This is a genomic window from Thermophilibacter sp. ZX-H3 (assembly GCF_052599055.1).
In genome coordinates this window covers 1-18,141 of record NZ_JBQXES010000011.1, presented here as the reverse complement: position 1 = coordinate 18,141, position 18,141 = coordinate 1, and the positions used below count along the sequence as shown (strand labels likewise).

Genomic DNA, 18,141 nt, shown 5'->3' with positions numbered 1-18,141 from the left:
GCCTTACGCGTACAGGGTCGCTCCCGCCGGGTTTTAGGCAAGGGCACCAAGGTAGAGCGCGGCGGCGAGAAATGCGGCGGCGGCGAGGGCGACGAGCCACACCTTCCAGTAGGGGATGAGCCAGCGAAAGAGGAAGTCGCCCGGGGGCGGCTCGGTTGGGTCGCGCCCCTCGAGGTATGCCGCGGTGGCTATCGCGTTTTCGAGGCCGTGGCTGCGCATGAAGGAGCGGAGGCGCGGCAGCGCGCGAAAGCCGAGGACCAGCTCGCACGCAAGGGCGATGACGAGCAGGGCGATTCTCAGCACGTCCGCCTCGGGGCTGCTACCGCGCAGCGGACTGAGCAGGTAGGCCACCATCACGATCAGGAGGCCGAGCGCCAGCAGGGTCCCCGCCGACGCGAGAAGCCGCGCGAGCGCGTGCCGATCCTCGGCGGTAGGCCTCACGGCGCGCGACCCCCTCTCGCCGATCAGGTCGTCCACCGTGGTCCCAAAGACCTGGGCGAGAAGGACGAGGCTCTGCACGTCCGCCAGGGTACGCCCGGCCTCCCAGTTCCCGACCGTCTGGCGTGAGACGTAGACGCGGCGCGCCAGCTCGGCCTGGGAGATCCCCGCCGCCTCGCGGCGCTCGCGGATGTGCGCCCCGATGATCTGCTGCGCGGATGTCTGGCTCTCGTCCATGCGGCCCTCCCTGATGCCAGTGTATCCATGTGCTGCGCGCGAGGTGCAGATGGGCCGGCGAGCAGCGTGACAAACGGCTTTGCCAGGGTCGCGACCTGCGGCGCATTGGACATGCCCGCCGTCGACGGACGCCATGTCACGGCGATGGGCTAGAGTGGTGTCGCCGGCTCCCGCAATGTGGAAAGGTGGACCCGTGGTTCTTATCGCCCTCGTTGGCGCGCCCGCGCTCGTGCTGCCCGTGGTTGCCGCCGTGGGCTCCCGTCCCTCGGCGCGGACGCTGGGCCTCGTTGCCGCAAGCTACTTCTTCATCGCCCTCTGCCTGACGTCGGTGCTCTGGAGCAACACCTTGGTCGACGAGTCGTCCCTTGTGGACACCGTGCACGGGTGGCTCTTCGGGGCGGTCTTCCTCATGGCGTGGTCGACGCTCTTCTCGGCCGTCGCCCTCGTGCGCATGATGGGAAGGGGCCGCCCCATTTCATCATGAGGGCTCACGGCGCCCGTGGGTTCCGCGCTCGGTGCGCTCGTGCGGCTCGGGGCCGGCGCTCGAGTAGCGCCGCCGCGACGCGACGCTCGCGCGACGGCGTTGCCCTGGGCAACCCCGCCATCGACCTCTTCCTGCGCCGCGGCTTTACCGAGGGGTGACGAAGCGACGAGTTCGTCATCATTCGCGAGTCCGCGCCAACCTCCGACGGAATGGAATGGGCGACGGGCCGTCCGCTCGGGCACCATCCGCCAAAGGCGTGCCGCCCCGCCGAGGCGTCGTCGGGGGAGCGCGTGATGCCGGGGGTCATCCCTTCGCGCTCACGGGACAATACGACGAGGGCGAGAGGGCCATGGGCGGCGCATCTTCCGGTCTTGTGTCGGCGAGGAGTGTCGGCACGGCCGGCGGGCGATGGCGAGGAGCGTCGGCTCCTTCTCGGCGTCTGTCGAGAAGTGCGGGCTCGAGACCCGCGGCGTGCCGGCACTCATGAGTGCCGGCGGGGATTTGAAGGTATGATGTGCAAAAGTGACTGTCCCTTTTGCACACGGGAGGGAGTGGGATGACGCGCGTCGCCATCATGGGGGTCATCGTCGAGGACCCGAGGTCCGTCGAGGCCCTGAACGAGCTGCTGCACGAGTATCGGGACCACATCTTCGGGCGCATGGGGGTGCCGTACCGCGAGCGCGGGGTGAGCGTGATCTCCGTGGCGCTCGACGCTCCCCAGGACGTCACCTCGTCGCTCGCCGGCAAGGTGGGGGCGCTCCCGGGCGTGAGCGTGAAGACGCTCTACTCCAACGTGATCGCCGAGGAGCGCGGCGCTGATGACTGACGGAGCGGGCTCGCGCGGCCGCGAGCTCGTAGACCGCCTGGCCGCCGAGCACGCGCTTCCGGTCGAGAAGTACGAGGAGCTCGTGAGGTCCTTCTCGCCCGCGCTCGCGGCCTACGCGGCGGAGCGTGCCGTGGCGGCCCGCCGAGAGGTCTACGGCGACGAGGTCTTCATCCGCGGGCTCATCGAGGTCAGCAGCCACTGCAGGAACGACTGCCGCTACTGCGGGCTGCGGAGGTCAAACCGCTCCGCCGCGCGCTACCGCCTTGCTCCCGAGGTGATCCTTGCCTGCTGCGACGCGGGCTACGACCTGGGCTTCAGGACCTTCGTCCTCCAGGGCGGCGAGGACCCTGCGCTCACGGATGCCGTCGTGTGCGACGTGGTCTCCCGCATCAAGGCCGCGCACCCCGACTGCGCCGTGACGCTCTCGCTGGGCGAGCGGAGCCGGGAGAGCTGCCAGGCGCTCCATGACGCGGGGGCGGACCGCTACCTCCTGCGGCACGAGACGGCCGACGCCGCCCACTACGCGCGCCTGCACCCGGCGGAGCTCACGCTCGAGCGCCGCCTCGCGTGCCTGTGCGACCTGCGGGAGGTCGGCTTCCAGGTGGGCTGCGGCTTCATGGTGGGCTCGCCCGGCCAGACGCCCGCAACGCTCGCGGAGGACCTCAAGCTCGTCGAGGAGCTTCGCCCGGAGATGTGCGGCATCGGGCCCTTCGTGCCGCATCACGCGACGCCGTTCGCCGAGGAGCCGGCGGGCTCGGTCGCCCTCACGTGCTACCTGCTGTCGCTCCTGAGGCTGATCGATCCGCGCCTGCTCCTGCCTGCGACGACGGCGCTCGCCACGCTCGACCCGCGCGGTCGTGAGCGAGGCATGCTCGCCGGCGCCAACGTGGCCATGCCCAACCTTTCGCCGATGGACGCGCGCGAGAAGTACGAGCTCTACGATAATAAGGCGCACGCCGGGAGCGAGGCGGCCGAGGGGCTGGCCGAGCTGAGGCGGCGCATGGAGTCGGTCGGCTGCCGCGTGGTGGTCGACCGGGGCGACGCGAGGCGTCGCTAGCGCGGGAGGGGTCCCGCGCGTCAGGACGCGCGGGCTTCTCGCCAAGCCCGCTGCGCGAAACGCTGAGGGGGAAGGCCCGGGGGTTCCGGGTCCTGACCGCGAAGGGGAGGAACATATGGCGAAGTATGACCCGAAGTCCCGCTCTGCCGAGGACTTCATCAACGACGAGGAGATTCGCGAGACCCTCGACTACGCCGCCGCGCACGCGCGCGACGTGCCGCTGATCGAGTCCCTGCTCGAGAAGGCCCGGCCGCGCCTCCTGGGCAACGGCTGCCACTGCGCGGGCCTCACGCACCGCGAGGCGAGCGTCCTTCTCGCCTGCGAGGTCCCGGAGCTCAACGAGAAGATCTTCCAGCTGGCGCGAGAGATCAAGCTCGCCTATTACGGTAACCGCATCGTGCTCTTTGCCCCGCTCTACCTCTCCAACTACTGCGTCAACGGCTGCACGTACTGCCCGTACCACGCCAGGAACAAGCACATCGCGCGCAAGAAGCTCACGCAGGAGGAGGTCCGCCGCGAGGTGATCGCCCTGCAGGACATGGGTCACAAGCGACTGGCGATCGAGGCGGGCGAGGACCCGCGGATGAACCCCATCGAGTACATCCTCGAGTGCATTCAGACGATCTACTCGATCAAGCACAAGAACGGCGCCATCCGCCGCGTGAACGTGAACATCGCCGCCACCACGGTGGAGGAGTACCGCATACTCAAGGACGCGGGCATCGGGACCTACATCCTCTTCCAGGAGACCTACGACAAGAAGGGCTACCTCGAGCTGCACCCCACGGGGCCCAAGCACGACTACGACTACCACACCGAGGCCATGGACCGCGCCATGGACGGCGGCATCGACGACGTGGGCCTGGGCGTGCTCTTCGGCCTCGAGAAGTACCGCTACGAGTTCGCGGGCCTGCTCATGCACGCCGAGCATCTCGAGGCCGTGCACGGCGTGGGGCCGCACACCATCTCCGTGCCGCGCCTCAAGCGCGCCGACGACATCGACCCGGACCAGTTCGACAACGGCATCGACGACGACACCTTCGCCAAGATCATCGCGTGCATCCGCATCGCCGTGCCCTACACGGGCATGATCATCTCCACGCGAGAGAACGAGGCCGTGCGCGGGCGGGCGCTCGAGCTCGGCATCTCCCAGATCTCCGGGGGCTCGCGCACGAGCGTGGGCGGCTACGACGAGGAGGTGCGCCCGCACGACTCCGAGCAGTTCGACGTCTCTGACCAGCGCTCGCTCGACGAGGTGGTCCGCTGGCTCATGCAGCTCGACCACATCCCCTCGTTCTGTACGGCGTGCTATCGCGAGGGGCGCACGGGGGACCGCTTCATGAGCCTGTGCAAGAGCGGCCAGATCCTCAACTGCTGCCATCCAAACGCGCTCATGACGCTCGCGGAGTACCTCGTGGACTACGCCTCGCCCGCCACGGCGGAGGTGGGCTGGCCGCTCATCGAGCGCGAGCTGGGGCGCATCCCCAACGAGCGCACGCGCTCGCTCGCGGCCGAGCACGTGGCCGACATCCGCGCATCCAACCGCCGCGACTTCCGGTTCTAGCAGAAGGGGACGGGTTTTTTCTCTCAGAGTTTTTGGGACAGGTCCCGACGGGCCGCTCGCGGAACCTGTCCCAAAATCCCTGAGAGAAAAAACCCGTCCCCAAATGGAGGAGAGATGGGGCTTAACGAGACGCCGTCGGGCGAGCGCGCGCACATCGCCTTCTTCGGGGTGCGCAACGCGGGGAAGTCGAGCGTGGTGAACGCCGTCACGGGCCAGGAGCTCTCCGTGGTCTCCGACGTCCGCGGCACCACCACTGACCCGGTCAGGAAGGCCATGGAGCTCCTGCCGCTGGGCCCCGTGGTGATCGTGGACACCCCGGGCATCGACGACGAGGGCGCGCTCGGCGCCAAGCGCGTGGAGCGCTCGCTGCGAACGCTCGCGAGCTGCGACGCGGCGGTGCTCGTGGTGGACGGGGAGCGCGGGCTCGCCCCCGCGGACCGCGAGCTCGTGCGGCAGTTCGAGGCTCGCCAGATGGCATACGTCGTCGCCTGGAACAAGTGCGACCGCGCCCCCGCCCGGGCCGGCCTTCTCGCGCTCGGCGAGAAGGACCCCGGCCTCGCGGGACGCGCGGTCGGCGTGAGCGCCCTGACGGGAGAGGGGGTCGACGAGCTCAAGGAGCGCCTCGCACGCCTGGCCCGGCCCGAGGGGCGCGAGCGCCGCATCGTCGCGGACCTCGTGCGCCCGGGGAGCGTCGTGGTCCTCGTCTGCCCGATCGACGCGTCCGCGCCCAGGGGCCGCCTCATCCTGCCGCAGCAGATGACCATCCGCGACCTCCTCGATGCCGGATGCGTGCCGGTGGTCTGCCGAGAGACGGAGCTCGGGCGCGCGCTCGCCTCGCTCGCCGCCCCTCCGGCCCTGGTGGTCACGGACTCCCAGGCGTTCGGGCCCGTCGCGCGCGTCGTGCCCGACGCGGTGCCGCTCACGTCGTTCTCGATACTCATGCTGCGCTACAAGGCCGACCTCGCGCTCGCCGTCGCGGGCGCGGCCGCCCTCGACCGCCTGCGCGACGGCGACCGCGTCCTCATAAGCGAGGGCTGCACGCACCACCGCCAGTGCGAGGACATTGGGACCGTCAAGATGCCCGCGTGGCTTGCCGCGCACACCGGCGCCGAGCTGGGGCTCTCCTTCACGAGCGGCGCGGACTTCCCGGACGACCTCTCGCCCTACGCCGCCGTCGTCCACTGCGGGGGCTGCACGCTCACCGCCCGCGAGATGCGGCGCCGCCAGGCCCGGGCCGCGGCGCAGGGCGTCCCGTTCACCAACTACGGCGTCGCCATCGCCCACATGCACGGCATTCTGCGCCGCAGCCTCGCCCCCTTCCCGGAGGCGCTCGCGGCGCTGGACGGCTAGCATTTGGGGACGGGTTATTTCTCCCAGAGACTTTGGGACAGGCCTGGCTCGGCCTGTCCCAAAGTCTCTGGGAGAAATAACCCGTCCCCAAACCGCCCGCCCCTCGCGTTTTTTGCGAATGCGTTATGTCGCAACACGGTGAACGCGTTTCCGGCTATACTGTCCCATGACCTTTAAGACGGTACGAGAGACCGAAAAGGCGTCCACAACCTAATCGCAGCTGCCTTATTCGGAGTCTCCGCCCCGCGGCGGGTGCTCCGTTTTTTGTAGCTGCGAGTTTGCCCCTGGGCGCACGACGAAAGGGCGGTGTTGCTGTGAACCTACTGGTTGACGACGGCAGGCATCCTAAGGCGCTTCTCGCGCTCGAGAACGGGATGTACTTCTTTGGGCGCTCTGCCGGCGCCGAGGGGGAGACCTTCGGCGAGATCGTGTTCAATACCTCGATGGTCGGCTACCAGGAGATCGTGAGCGACCCGTCCTACGCGGGCCAGATCGTCACGCTCACGTACCCCCAGATCGGCAACTACGGCATCAACGAGAAGGACATGCAGGGCGACCCGCTCCACCTGGCCGGCCTCGTGGTCCACGACATGTGCTACACGCCGAGCAACTGGCAGTCCGTGGAGACCTTCCCGAACTTCCTCGCGCAGAACGGCGTTGTGGCCATCGAGGACGTGGACACGCGCGCGCTCACCATCGCCATCCGCGAGGGCGGCGCCATGAGGGCGGCCATCTCCACCACGGACCTCGACCCCGAAAGCCTCGTCGCGCGCGTCAAGGCGTCGCCGGCCATCGCCGACCACAACTACGTGGCCGACGTCTCCACGAAGGAGCCCTACGTCGTGCCCGGCCAGGACGCCGACGGCCAGCCGCGCCTGCACGTCGTGGCCTACGACTGCGGTGAGAAGAAGGGCATCGGCAAGCGCCTCTCCGCCGCCGGCTGCGAGGTCACCGTCGTGCCGTGGGACACGCCCGCCGAGAAGGTCCTCGAGATGAGCCCCGACGGCGTGTTCTTCTCCAACGGCCCCGGAGACCCGGTCAGCGTTCCGCCCGTGGTCGACGCCGTGCGCGCGTGCCTCGGCAAGCTCCCGGTCTTTGGCATCTGCCTCGGCAACCAGGTCATCTCCATGGCGGCCGGCGCCCAGATCGAGAAGCTCCCGTACGGCCACCACGGCGGCAACGAGCCCGTGATGAACCTGCTCACCGGCAAGGTGGAGATCACCGCGCAGAACCACAACTACGGCCCGGTCTTCTCGTCCTTCGGCCCGCTCGTGCCCGAGCTCTCCGACGGCGTGACCGAGCACCCCGCCGACGAGGACCTGCGCTTCTGGTCCCGCCGCCACGTGGCGCCCGTCGTCATGACCGAGAAGTACGGCCGTGTGCGCCTCACGCACGTCAACCTCAACGACGGCACGCCCGAGGGCATCCAGTTCCTGGACATCCCGGCCTTCTCCATGCAGTACCACCCCGAGGCCAAGCCCGGCCCCAACGACTCCACGTACGCCTTCTCGGCGTTTGCCAAGCTCATGCGCGGCGAGGACGACTACCTCGCCATCGACGTCCGCGAGGGGAGGCGCTTCTAGATGCCCAAGCGCACCGACATCAAGAAGATCCTTATCATCGGCTCCGGCCCCATCGTCATCGGCCAGGCCTGCGAGTTCGACTACTCCGGCACCCAGGCCTGCAAGGCCCTGCGCTCGGAGGGCTACGAGGTCGTCCTCGTGAACTCCAACCCGGCCACCATCATGACCGACCCGGAGACCGCCGACCGCACCTATATCGAGCCCATCACCGTCGAGTCCGTGACCAAGGTCATCGAGAAGGAACGTCCTGACGCGCTTCTTCCCAACATGGGCGGCCAGACGGGCCTCAACTGCGCCGTGGCCCTCGGCAAGGCGGGCATCCTCGAGAAGTACGGCGTCGAGGTCATCGGCTGCGACGTCGACTCCATCGAGACCGGCGAGGACCGCGAGCTCTTCGCCAACGCCATGCGCGACATCGGCCTCGAGGTCGCCAAGTCCGGCATCGCGCACACCGTCGAGGAGTGCGAGAAGATCGCAGACGAGCTCGGCTACCCCGTGGTCCTGCGCCCGGCCTTCACGCTCGGCGGTGCCGGCGGCGGCATGGCCTACGACCACGACGACCTCGTGCACATCGCCGAGCAGGGTCTCGCCCTCTCGCCCGAGAGCGAGGTGCTCGTCGAGCAGTCCGTCGAGGGCTGGAAGGAGATCGAGATGGAGGTGATGCGCGACTCCGCGGGCAACGGCGTCGTCATCTGCTCCATCGAGAACCTCGACCCCATGGGCGTCCACACCGGCGACTCCATCACCGTTGCCCCGTGCCAGACGCTCAACGACTTCGAGCTCCAGCGCCTGCGCGACTACTCGCTCGCCATCCTCGAGCGCGTCGGCGTGGCCTGCGGCGGCTCCAACGTGCAGTTTGCCGTGAACCCCGACGACGGCCGCGTCATCGTCATCGAGATGAACCCGCGCGTCTCCCGCTCCTCCGCGCTCGCCTCCAAGGCAACCGGCTTCCCGATCGCCAAGATGGCGGCCCTTCTCTCCGTGGGCTACACCCTCGACGAGATCGAGAACGACATCACGCGCGAGACGCCGGCCTGCTTCGAGCCGTCAATCGACTACTGCGTGGTCAAGGTCCCGCGCTTCGCTTTCGAGAAGTTCAAGGGCACCGACGACACGCTCACCACGCGCATGAAGGCCGTGGGCGAGGTCATGTCCATCGGCGCCACCTTCGAGGAGGCCATGCAGAAGGCCATGCGTTCCCTCGAGCAGGGGCACGCCGGCCTCGGCGCGGACGGCAGCGACAGCTTCGAGGGTCTCTCCGAGGAGGAGTTCGAGCACCGCGTGGCCACGCCCACGCCGGACCGCATCCTCTACGTGACCGAGGCGCTGCGCCGCGGCTGGACCGTCGAGCGCGTCTTCGACCTCACCAAGATCGACCACTGGTTCCTCAACCGCATCAAGGACATCGTGACCGCCGAGCGCGTCATCGCCGAGAAGGGCCTTGCCGGCCTCGACGCGGACACGATGATGGCCGCCAAGCAGCTGGGCTTCTCCGACGCCCAGCTCGCGCACCTCACCAACCAGCGCGAGGACACCGTGCGCGCCGTGCGCGAGGTCCTGGGCGTGCGCCCGTGCATCAAGACCGTCGACACCTGCGCCGGCGAGTTCGCGGCCCGCACGAGCTACCACTACCTCACCTACGAGAAGGGCGGCGTGACCGAGTTCCACGAGGCCGAGAAGCCACGCGTGGTCATCCTCTCCGCCGGCCCCAACCGCATCGGCCAGGGCATCGAGTTCGACTACTGCTGCGTCCACGCGGCCTACGCGCTCGCGGCAAAGGGCTACGAGACCGTCATGGTCAACTGCAACCCCGAGACCGTCTCCACGGACTACGACACCTCCGACCGCCTCTACTTCGAGCCGCTCACCTTCGAGGACGTCATGAACGTCATCGAGGTCGAGAAGCCCGTGGGCGTGATCGTCACCCTCGGCGGCCAGACCCCGATCAACCTCGCCAAGCGCCTCAAGGCCGCCGGCGTCCCCATCATGGGCACCCAGCCCGAGGCCATCGACCTCGCCGAGGACCGCGACCGCTTTGCGAGCCTGCTCGACCGCCTCGAGATCGCCTACCCGCCCTCGAGCACGGCCGAGACCGTGGACGAGGCCAAGGCCGTGGCGCGCCGCGTGGGCTACCCGCTGCTCGTCCGCCCGAGCTACGTGCTCGGCGGCCGCGGCATGGGCATCGTCTACGATGACGACGACCTCGTGAGCTACATGGAGGAGGCCACCAAGGTCTCCCCGGACCACCCCGTCTACCTCGACGCCTTCCTCGAGGACGCCATCGAGCTCGACGTGGACGCCCTCTGCGACACCGAGCAGTGCTACGTGGGCGCGGTCCTCGAGCACATCGAGGAGTGCGGCATCCACTCCGGCGACTCGGCCTGCTGCTTCCCGCCCTTCTCGCTCTCCGACCGCCTGGTGGAGAAGGTCCGCGAGACCACGCGTCGCCTGGCGCTCTCCTGCCACATCCAGGGACTTCTCAACGTGCAGTACGCCGTCCGCGACGAGCAGGTCTTCGTGATCGAGCTCAACCCGCGCGCGAGCCGCACCGTGCCCTTCTCGTCCAAGGCCACCGGCGTGCCGCTGGCCAAGTGCGCCGCGCGCATCATGAGCGGCGAGAAAATCGCCGACCTCGGCCTTCCCGAGGAGGGACGCGACCTCGGCTACTACGCGGTCAAGGAGGCCGTCATGCCGTGGAGCCGCTTCCCGGGCGCCGACGTCACGCTCGGCCCCGAGATGAAGTCCACCGGCGAGGTCATGGGGCTCGACGTCACCTTCCCCAAGGCGTACGCCAAGACCCGCGAGGCCATCGAGTACGACGTGCCGCAGTCCGGCAACGTCTTCATCTCGGTCTGCGACCGCGACAAGCGCTCCGTGGCGCCCGTGGCGCTGTCGCTGCGCAACCTGGGGTACGACCTGCTCGCCACGCGCGGCACCGCCAAGACGCTGCGCGCCGCCGGCATCCCGTGCGAGGTCGTGAAGACCATCTCCGAGGGCTCGCCCAACATCCTCGACCTCATGGCGGACGGCAAGATCTCGTTCCTCATCAACACGCCCAAGGGCCACAGCTCCCGCGGCGACGGCACCAAGATGAGGAGCGAGGCCGTGAGCCGCGGCATCGACATGGCCACCACCATGTCCGGCGCCGTGGCGCTCGTCCAGGCCATCGCGGCGCTGCGCGAGGGCCCGCTCTCCGTCAACGCCCTCCAGGACCTGTAAGTGATTCAAAAGGGGACAGACCCCTTTTGAATCATTTGGGCCGCCGGGTTTCCTGCCCGGCGGCCCTATTCTTGGGCCGATTTGCCCGCCCTTACGGAGCTCTAACCGGCATGGGCTAAAATTAAGGGAATTTGGTTTGCTTAAAATGCCCTCTTGGTCAAAGAAACCGCAGTTGGCGATTTTCTTTAAGGAAACCAAATTCCCTTATTTTCCGGCAGGGGAATACAGACGGAGGACGGTCATGGCAGAACCGCTCAAGCCAGGCTCGATTGTCGATTGTCATACGCACACACGCCACTCTGATGGCGTTGGCACGTTTGAGGAGAACGCTTGCGCCGCCGTGGCGGCGGGTTGCTCCGTCCTCGTGTCGACCGACCACCTCACGCTGCCGTCGGGGCCGATGGACCCGGTGGGTCAGGTGCAGGTCGTGGAGGGAGACCTCGCTGCATATAAACGTGAGTGGGAGATGGCGCGCGACGCCCATCCCGAGCTCGAGATGATTCTGGGCTTTGAGGCGGACTGGTATCCCGGTTGCGAGGACAACGTCGCTCGCTGGAGCGCCGGCGCGCAGGTGCTCCTGGGCAGCGTTCACTGGCTGGGCACCGTCGACGATGGCGCGTGGATCGACGACACGTCAAACATGACAATCTGGAACGAGCTGGGCGCGGACGAGGTCTGGCGTCGCTACGTTGACGCCTGGTGCCGTGCCTGCGAGAGCCCCCTGCCCTTTGCGACCATGGCGCATCCGGATCTGCCCGAGCGCATGCGCAACGAGGGGTTTGCCGCCACGATTGACCTTGCGCCGCTCTGGGACGAGATGGTGGCCTGCGCGCGAGACACCGGCAGGCGCGTGGAGCTCTCCACGGTAGGATGGCGCAAGGGGGTGGGGGACTACTACCCCTCGCGCGGACTGCTTGAGCGCTTCTGTCAGGCTGGCGTTCCCATTACCGTTGGCTCCGACGCGCACGTTCCCACCGACATGTGCGACGGCATCCGCAAGGCGTACGCGCACGCGTGGGACGTGGGCTATCGCACGCTGGAGGTGCCGCGCGCCGACGGCACCTGGGAGTCCATGCTGCTGCAGTAATGGCCAAGACAAAAGGCCGTGAGGCGCGGCCGGTGTGCGGGCGCGCTGTCGCGAGAGTCCGTCCAACCCACCCGGCTAGTCGGCAAAGATGGGGTTTGACCAGGCTGTCCGACCGCGCTCGTCGACACACTCAATCCGCAGGTAGGCCTCGGTCCCGCGTAGGCCAAACTCGGCGTGCGTGAGGGGAGCCCCCTCTGGTGCGATCACGGTCTCGCCGGCGCCCACCGGTCCGCCGGCGATGAGGTTCACGCGCTCGCACGGGCTACAGTCAACCCACGCGCGACCATCGCTCACGCCCCAGTTGATGATGTCGGGCCCGGAACTCGAGTAGTAGTCGCCGGCAAGAAGCGCGCGTACGATTGCGTCGCGCGAGAGCGCGCGAGCGCATACCACGACCCAGCCGCCAAAGGCGTCGTCGAACTTCCCCTCGTTGTGATTGTCATCCGAGGCAAAGCCGAGCACTCGTCGTCCCCGTCGCAGCATCGTGTCCCAGTAGGTGACGTCATACCCGGTGCCCGACTCGTTCACCGTGTTGTAGTTGAACACCTCGAGCGCAAAGAACCCCTCGGCGTCGCAGAAGTCGTCCGCCTCCACGCGACTCCAGATGGGATGGTTGTAGGTGATGACGCAGCCACGGCGCCTTAGTCGCTCGGCAAGCTCCTCCGCAACCGCGGCGCCGTCCCAGGTGCCGTGACGGCGGATGGGCTCAAGACGCTCCATGTGGCAAAAGCGCTCGGGTGCGGAGGCAACCATCTCGCTCGTGCCCAGGATGCCGTGCATGTGGTGGCAGCGCAGCCTGACGCCCTCGCTCTCGTCCGCATAGAGGTATGCCGAGGCCTCAAGCCCGGGCAGGATGATGAAGTCCTCGCAGTCAAACTCTCCCGAGAGGTCGGTGTAGAGGTCGTGCTCGGAGAGGCAGAGAAACGAGTAGCCATGCGCCCTGAAGGCGGCCACGGACTGCTCGGGAGCGAGGCATCCGTCGGAGTTGGTGGTGTGGCTGTGGAGGTTGCCCTTGAAGCGAGGGAACTCGTGAGAAAGGCATATGCGGTCGTGAAACGCCATGGTGCTCCTTAGTCTATGAGGGGCCCGTGCGCCAGGGAGGGAGGGGGCGCACGGGCCAGGGGTGGGCGAGAAGAACGGACGAGAAGAACCTGACGGAATAGCCGCGCCTCTGTCCTCTAGGCCGCGTTGCTCTCCGGGATGGCGAGGCAGTCGTGCTCGGGGAGCACGAGGTAGACCTCGTCGCCCTTGTCGAACATGTGAAAGCTGCGGAAGAGCACGTCGACGCGAAGGCACGCCGGACCGGTCTTGACCGTGTAGCGCAGGACGTTCCCGCGCGGGGTGCTGTCCTGGACGGTGCCGCGCACGACGTATGCGCCGTCGGTGTGAGCGGGCGCCTCCTTCTGGATCCCGATGGTCTCGGGACGGATGGCAACGACATGCCCGGCGGGCACCATGGCTCCCGTGACCTCGGAGAACACGGCGGCGTCGAGCTGGTTGTAGCTTCCGATGAAGCTCGCGGCAAACTCGGAGACCGGCTTGGTGTAGACGTCGACGGGGCTTCCAGCCTGCTCGATGCGCCCGTCGTGGAAGAGCTGAATCACGTCAGACATGACCATGGCCTCGTCCTGGTCATGCGTGACAAAGATCGAGGTGAGTCCCAGCTCCTGGTTGATCTCGCGAATGCGGGACTGCAGCGCCTTGCGCAGCTTGGCGTCGATCGCCGAGAGCGGCTCGTCAAGAAGGAGAACGGAGGGCTCGGTCACGATGGAGCGCGCCAGCGCGGCGCGCTGCTGCTGGCCACCGGAGAGGCTCGCGGGATAGGACTTCTCCTTTCCGGTGAGCTCGACCATGGCGATGGCGTCCGTGACCTTCTGCTGGATCTTCTCGGCCGGGACCTTCTTCATCCTGAGGCCAAACGCCACGTTCTGCTCTACGGTCATGTTGGGGAAGAGGCTGTACTGCTGGAAGACCATGCCGATGTTGCGCTTGCTGGCGGGAACGTCCGTGATGTCGCGCCCGTCGAGGACGATCCTACCCTCGGTGACGCTCTCCAGGCCGGAGAGGCAGCGCAGCAGCGTGGACTTGCCGCAGCCCGAGGGGCCGAGCAGCGTGACAAGGTCGCCCTGCTCGACGCCAAAGTCGATGTGGTCCAGGACCGTGTTGTCGCCAAAGCGCTTGACCACGCCCTTGAATTCAATGTAGGCCATCTTGGCTACTCCTTACCTGTTCTGGGAGCTCCGCTGGAGCTTGAGGACGATTGCGGTGACCGCGGCAACAACGACGAAGATGATGACCACGATGGCGCTGGAGAGGCCGCTCGAGCGCGCCATGTTGGCCTGAAGGAATACCTGGATGTTCTGGTAGTTGGTGCCGGCGATGTTGTTGGCGAGGACGAAGTCGCCAAACACGATGCTCTCCGCGAGCAGGCTCGAGACGAGGATGCCCGAGACGATGTTGGGCAGGACCACCTGCACGTAGGCGCGGAAGCGCCCGCAGCCGAGCATCTCGGCCGCCTGGATGAGCATGTTGGCATCGATGGCGTTGAGTGCGTTTCTGATGCCCTGGTAGATGTAGGGGAGCACGAGAATCGTGTAGGCGCCAAACAGCATGAACATGCGGTTGGAGAGGATCGTGCCGGTGCCGGTGTAGAGCGAGATGATGCCGATGGAGAGGATGACGCCCTGGAGCGCGTAGGGGATCATGCAGACAAACTGCATGAAGCGCCCGAGCCTGCGGTTCACCGCCACCACGACGTACATCGCCAGGAGGAGAAGGACGATGGTGATGGCCACGCTCACGAGACACAGCACCAGCGTGCGCCCGATGGAGAGCCAGAACGTCGAGTTGGTGAAGAGTTCGGCGTAGTTGCGCAGCGTGAAGCCGGAGGGAAGGACGTCGGTCCACTCGACGAAGAGGGAGTAGACGAGCGTGGTGAGAAACGGGACAAGAAGGTAGAGCGCGCAGGCGCCCAGGAAGATGCGCGCGGCGAGCGGCGTCTTCTGGGCCGGTGCGGCGCTTGCGGCCTTAGCCTTGGAACTCATATGACCTCACGACCCTTCGACGCACGCTTGGTAAAGTAGTTGTTTACGAGGGTGCAGACCACCATCAGGATGATGAGCACGACGGCAAGCGCGCCGCCGGTGGCCGTGTCGATCTGGACGTCGCCCTTGAACTTGGACGTGATCTGCAGCGGCAGCAGCGCGTAGTTGTTCATGACGACGGCAAAGGCCGTGGCGTACGCGGCGAGCGCGTTGGAGAAGAGCACCGAGAGCGTGCCGAGAATAGAGGGCATGAGGTTGGGGATGACGATCCTGAACCAGTAGTCAAACGGCGTGGCCTGAAGGATTGTCGCGGCCTCGCGCCACTCCTTGCGGATTCCGCTGAAAGCGGGAAGGAGCAGAAGCGTGGCGAGGGGGATCTGGAAGTAGATGTAGAGGACCATGAGCCCCTCGCCGGTGTAGAGGTCAAAGTCTGCGAGAAAGGGGATGCCCCAGCGCTCGCCGAGGATGGTCAGCACTCCCGAGTTACCCATGAGGATCATAAAGGCAAAGGCGAGAGGAACACCGGAGAAGTTGGACATCATGTTGAGGACCATCGTGAAGGCGTTGCGCACGCGCGGGCTCGACTCGTAGGCAAACCGAGCCGCGAGGAACGAGACGATGATGCCCACGATGGCAGAGACGGCGCTGATCCAGACGCTGTTGATGATCGACTGCTGGTAGAGCGGGGTGGTGAAGACCTTGACGAAGTTCTCCAGGCCGAGCGTGCCCGACTCCTTGCCAACGAGGCTGTCCAGGACGAGCTGACCGAGCGGTAGAAGCTCGTATCCGATGATGACGAGCAAGAAGGGGATAAAGGCGGCGTAGCCTATCCACTTCTTGCTCTTGTGGGGCTTCTTCGAGGCGGAGGCGGCCCGGGCGGGCTCTCTTGCCGCGCCTAGGGTGGCCTCGCTGACGGTGAGCGTGGCGCTCGCCTGTGACATGTCTGCCACGGTACCTCCTTTGACGTTGTCGCTTGCTGTTGGGTTTGGCTGCTCGTCCTTCTCGCCAGGCGTGGCGAGAAGGACCGCTAAGAAGAGGGCGGCCCTGAGGCCGCCCGGTGCGCCGTCTGCGGTTTGTGGGCGAGCGGCGCCTTTTGGCGACTAGCCCAGGATGGGGATGATGTTCTCCTGGTACCAGGTCACGAGCTCGTTGGTGACGTCGGTCCACTTGTCGTAGTCGATGGACTGGACCTGGTCGCCGTACTGCTCGTCCGGGAGGCGCAGAGCCTTGACGTCCTCCGGGAGCTCGACGGAGCTGCGGATGGGCGTGGCGTAGCCACGGGCGAGGTTGACCTGGCCCTCGTCGGAGAGGATGTACTCGCGGGCGAGGCAGGCCGCTGCGGGGTGAGGCGCGTTGGCGTTGATGATGGTTGCGTAGCCGGACTGCACGGAGCCGTCGGTGGGGATGCTCACCGTGAACTTGGCGTCGGGGTTGTTCTGCAGGATCTGCGCGCGGTAGTTGAGGGAGTTGTAGTCCCAGTTGAGGCCGACGGCCACCTCGCCGCTCTCCAGGCGGGCGACGGAGACGTCGGAGACGTCCAGGCGGCCGGCCTCAGCGATCTTGGTGATGAAGTCGTAGGCAGGCTGCATGTTGTCGAGGCCGCCGCCAAGGGCAACGGCGATGGCGAGAACCGCGTGCTGGGCGGCAGCGGCGGCGGTGATGTCGCCGATGGAGACCTTGTAGTCGCCTTCGGCGAGCTCGGCGAGCGTCGTGGGCGGGTTGGGTACCTGGTCGTCGTTGGAGATGATGGACATGGTGCCGTAGTAGCCCACGACCCAGTCGCCGTCGTCGTCCTTGGCCCAGTCGGGAATCTCGTCCCAGTAGCTGGTCTTGTACTTGAGGGTCACGCCCTCGGCCTCGGCCGTGGGGCCCCACTGCTGGCCCACGTCGCCGATGTCCTTGGTGCCGTCGGTGCCCTCCTGCTTGAACATGGCGATCTCCTCAGCGGAGGACATGTCCTGGTCGGCCTGCGTGATGCCGTACTTCTCCTCGATATCGTCCCAGGTGCCGACCCAGTTGGCCCAGGTGTCTGGCATGCCCACGGAGTTGATCTGGCCCTCCTCCTTGGCCTGGGCGATGATGTCGTCCAGGGACATGGAGTTGTAGTCCACGGCCTCCGCGGCGGGGGCGGCGCTGTCCTCGCAGCCGGTGAGGCCCAGGCCGGCGGTGCAGGCGATGCCTGCGAGACCGAGCATGCCGAGGAACGACCTGCGCGACATGGCGTGCGCGTTGGTGACGCTGTTCTTCACAAGAGCTCCCCTCATCTTTGAGGTGTCCGCGGCCCCATGCCGCAGGACTCAAACCGCGGCTCACGATATGGCTCGCTCGCGGGCTTTTTGCGTGCGGTGGGGGAGTTCTTGCACAGCGCTGACGGGACTTTACTTGGCTTTTAACGGGCTGCGGGCGTTGTTTACACGTGCCTGATGATTCAAAAGGGGACAGACCCCTTTTGAATCACTGCGCATGCGCTACCATTTCAGAGGTTTAGATTGTGGCGGAAAGGCGGTTGCCGTGGCGCGGGTGCTGGTCATAGAGGATGACGCGGCGATCAACGACGTCGTGGCAACGCGTCTGGCGCGCGACGGTCATGCGGTGACACAGGCGTTCTCCGGCTCCGAGGCGCGCCTTCTGCTGGGCGAGAAGGACGCGGCGTTTGACCTTGTCATCAGCGACCTCATGCTGCCCGGCGCGACGGGCGAGGAGCTCGTGGGGCTCATCCGAGGGCAGGGCGCGTCGACACCCGTGATCGTTATCTCCGCCCGCACGACGGCCGCCGACAGGGTGGACCTCCTGCGCCTCGGAGCGGACGACTATCTCTCCAAGCCCTTCGACCTCGACGAGCTCGCCGCGCGCGTCGAGGTGCAGCTGCGCCATCGCGGGACGCCCGCCCCGGGCGGCAGGACGCTGCGCCGGCGCCGCTGGGAGCTCGACCCGGAGGCCCGCACGCTCACGGTGGCCCCCGGCGAGGGCGACGGGCGCGGCGGCGCCGTCTCGCTCACCAGGATCGAGTTCAACATTCTGGAGGCGCTTGTCCGCCGACCCAACCGCGTGTTCTCAAAATCGGAGCTCTTCGAGCTTGCATGGGGCGAGCCCTTCGCCGGCGACGACTCCACGGTCGCGGTGCACGTGTCCAACATCCGCTCCAAGCTGCGCGAGACCGGCACGGACGACTACGTCCGCACCGTCTGGTGAGACAAGGGGGACGGGTTCATTTGTCTCATTAGAGCTCTAATGAGACAAATGAACCCGTCC

Annotated in this window: 15 protein-coding genes; 9 read left to right on the top strand and 6 right to left on the bottom strand. The window is 67.0% G+C overall.

Going from position 1 to position 18,141, the window contains the following annotated elements:
* Positions 1–33 precede the first annotated feature (33 nt).
* The gene (locus ACULPM_RS05955) at positions 34–675 is read right to left on the bottom strand and encodes a helix-turn-helix domain-containing protein (protein ID WP_445331827.1); all 642 of its coding nucleotides are present in this window, start codon (positions 673–675) and stop codon (positions 34–36) included.
* 193 nt (positions 676–868) lie between these two features.
* Between ACULPM_RS05955 and ACULPM_RS05950 the strand changes: the two genes are divergently transcribed.
* The 8 genes from ACULPM_RS05950 to ACULPM_RS05915 all read left to right on the top strand — a co-directional run bounded on the left by ACULPM_RS05950 (position 869) and on the right by ACULPM_RS05915 (position 11,845).
* Positions 869–1,159 carry a hypothetical protein gene (locus tag ACULPM_RS05950; protein ID WP_445331828.1) on the top strand — a complete coding sequence of 97 codons (291 nt, stop codon included), beginning with the start codon at positions 869–871 and terminating at the stop codon, positions 1,157–1,159.
* A gap of 556 nt (positions 1,160–1,715) precedes the next feature.
* Positions 1,716–1,985 carry a TM1266 family iron-only hydrogenase system putative regulator gene (locus ACULPM_RS05945; protein ID WP_167929611.1) on the top strand — a complete coding sequence of 90 codons (270 nt, stop codon included), beginning with the start codon at positions 1,716–1,718 and terminating at the stop codon, positions 1,983–1,985.
* Positions 1,978–3,042, top strand: coding sequence for a [FeFe] hydrogenase H-cluster radical SAM maturase HydE (gene hydE, locus ACULPM_RS05940; RefSeq protein ID WP_445331829.1), 1,065 nt, complete (start codon positions 1,978–1,980; stop codon positions 3,040–3,042). Before ACULPM_RS05945 ends, hydE begins: the two co-directional genes overlap by 8 nt.
* A gap of 115 nt (positions 3,043–3,157) precedes the next feature.
* A complete protein-coding gene (gene hydG, locus ACULPM_RS05935; protein WP_445331830.1) occupies positions 3,158–4,606 on the top strand; it encodes a [FeFe] hydrogenase H-cluster radical SAM maturase HydG in 1,449 nt (482 codons plus the stop codon).
* A gap of 114 nt (positions 4,607–4,720) precedes the next feature.
* Positions 4,721–5,956 carry a [FeFe] hydrogenase H-cluster maturation GTPase HydF gene (gene hydF / locus ACULPM_RS05930; protein ID WP_445331831.1) on the top strand — a complete coding sequence of 412 codons (1,236 nt, stop codon included), beginning with the start codon at positions 4,721–4,723 and terminating at the stop codon, positions 5,954–5,956.
* Between the two features lie 314 nt (positions 5,957–6,270).
* On the top strand, positions 6,271–7,539 hold the full coding sequence (gene carA / locus ACULPM_RS05925; RefSeq protein WP_167929615.1) for a glutamine-hydrolyzing carbamoyl-phosphate synthase small subunit: 1,269 nt from the start codon (positions 6,271–6,273) through the stop codon (positions 7,537–7,539).
* Entirely contained in the window at positions 7,540–10,758 is a 3,219-nt protein-coding gene (gene carB, locus ACULPM_RS05920) for a carbamoyl-phosphate synthase large subunit (RefSeq protein WP_445331832.1), read from the top strand. It begins immediately after the preceding gene.
* A 241-nt stretch (positions 10,759–10,999) separates the two neighbouring features.
* Positions 11,000–11,845 carry a PHP domain-containing protein gene (locus ACULPM_RS05915; RefSeq protein ID WP_445331833.1) on the top strand — a complete coding sequence of 282 codons (846 nt, stop codon included), beginning with the start codon at positions 11,000–11,002 and terminating at the stop codon, positions 11,843–11,845.
* A gap of 75 nt (positions 11,846–11,920) precedes the next feature.
* On the opposite strand, the gene ACULPM_RS05910 is transcribed toward ACULPM_RS05915, so the two are convergent.
* The 5 genes from ACULPM_RS05910 to ACULPM_RS05890 form a co-directional block, all read right to left on the bottom strand.
* The gene (locus ACULPM_RS05910) at positions 11,921–12,907 is read right to left on the bottom strand and encodes a hypothetical protein (RefSeq protein WP_445331834.1); all 987 of its coding nucleotides are present in this window, start codon (positions 12,905–12,907) and stop codon (positions 11,921–11,923) included.
* Positions 12,908–13,023: 116 nt separating this feature from the next.
* The gene (locus ACULPM_RS05905) at positions 13,024–14,055 is read right to left on the bottom strand and encodes an ABC transporter ATP-binding protein (RefSeq protein ID WP_445331835.1); all 1,032 of its coding nucleotides are present in this window, start codon (positions 14,053–14,055) and stop codon (positions 13,024–13,026) included.
* A 12-nt stretch (positions 14,056–14,067) separates the two neighbouring features.
* Entirely contained in the window at positions 14,068–14,889 is an 822-nt protein-coding gene (locus ACULPM_RS05900) for an ABC transporter permease (RefSeq protein WP_167929620.1), read from the bottom strand.
* On the bottom strand, positions 14,886–15,830 hold the full coding sequence (locus ACULPM_RS05895; RefSeq protein ID WP_167929633.1) for an ABC transporter permease: 945 nt from the start codon (positions 15,828–15,830) through the stop codon (positions 14,886–14,888). The genes ACULPM_RS05900 and ACULPM_RS05895 overlap by 4 nt, the downstream gene beginning before the upstream one ends.
* Before the next feature lie 159 nt (positions 15,831–15,989).
* Positions 15,990–17,138, bottom strand: coding sequence for an ABC transporter substrate-binding protein (locus ACULPM_RS05890; RefSeq protein ID WP_445331836.1), 1,149 nt, complete (start codon positions 17,136–17,138; stop codon positions 15,990–15,992).
* Between the two features lie 262 nt (positions 17,139–17,400).
* Here ACULPM_RS05890 and ACULPM_RS05885 point away from each other — a divergent pair, with 262 nt between their 5' ends.
* On the top strand, positions 17,401–18,081 hold the full coding sequence (locus ACULPM_RS05885) for a response regulator transcription factor (RefSeq protein WP_445331837.1): 681 nt from the start codon (positions 17,401–17,403) through the stop codon (positions 18,079–18,081).
* The last annotated feature ends 60 nt before the right edge of the window (positions 18,082–18,141 follow it).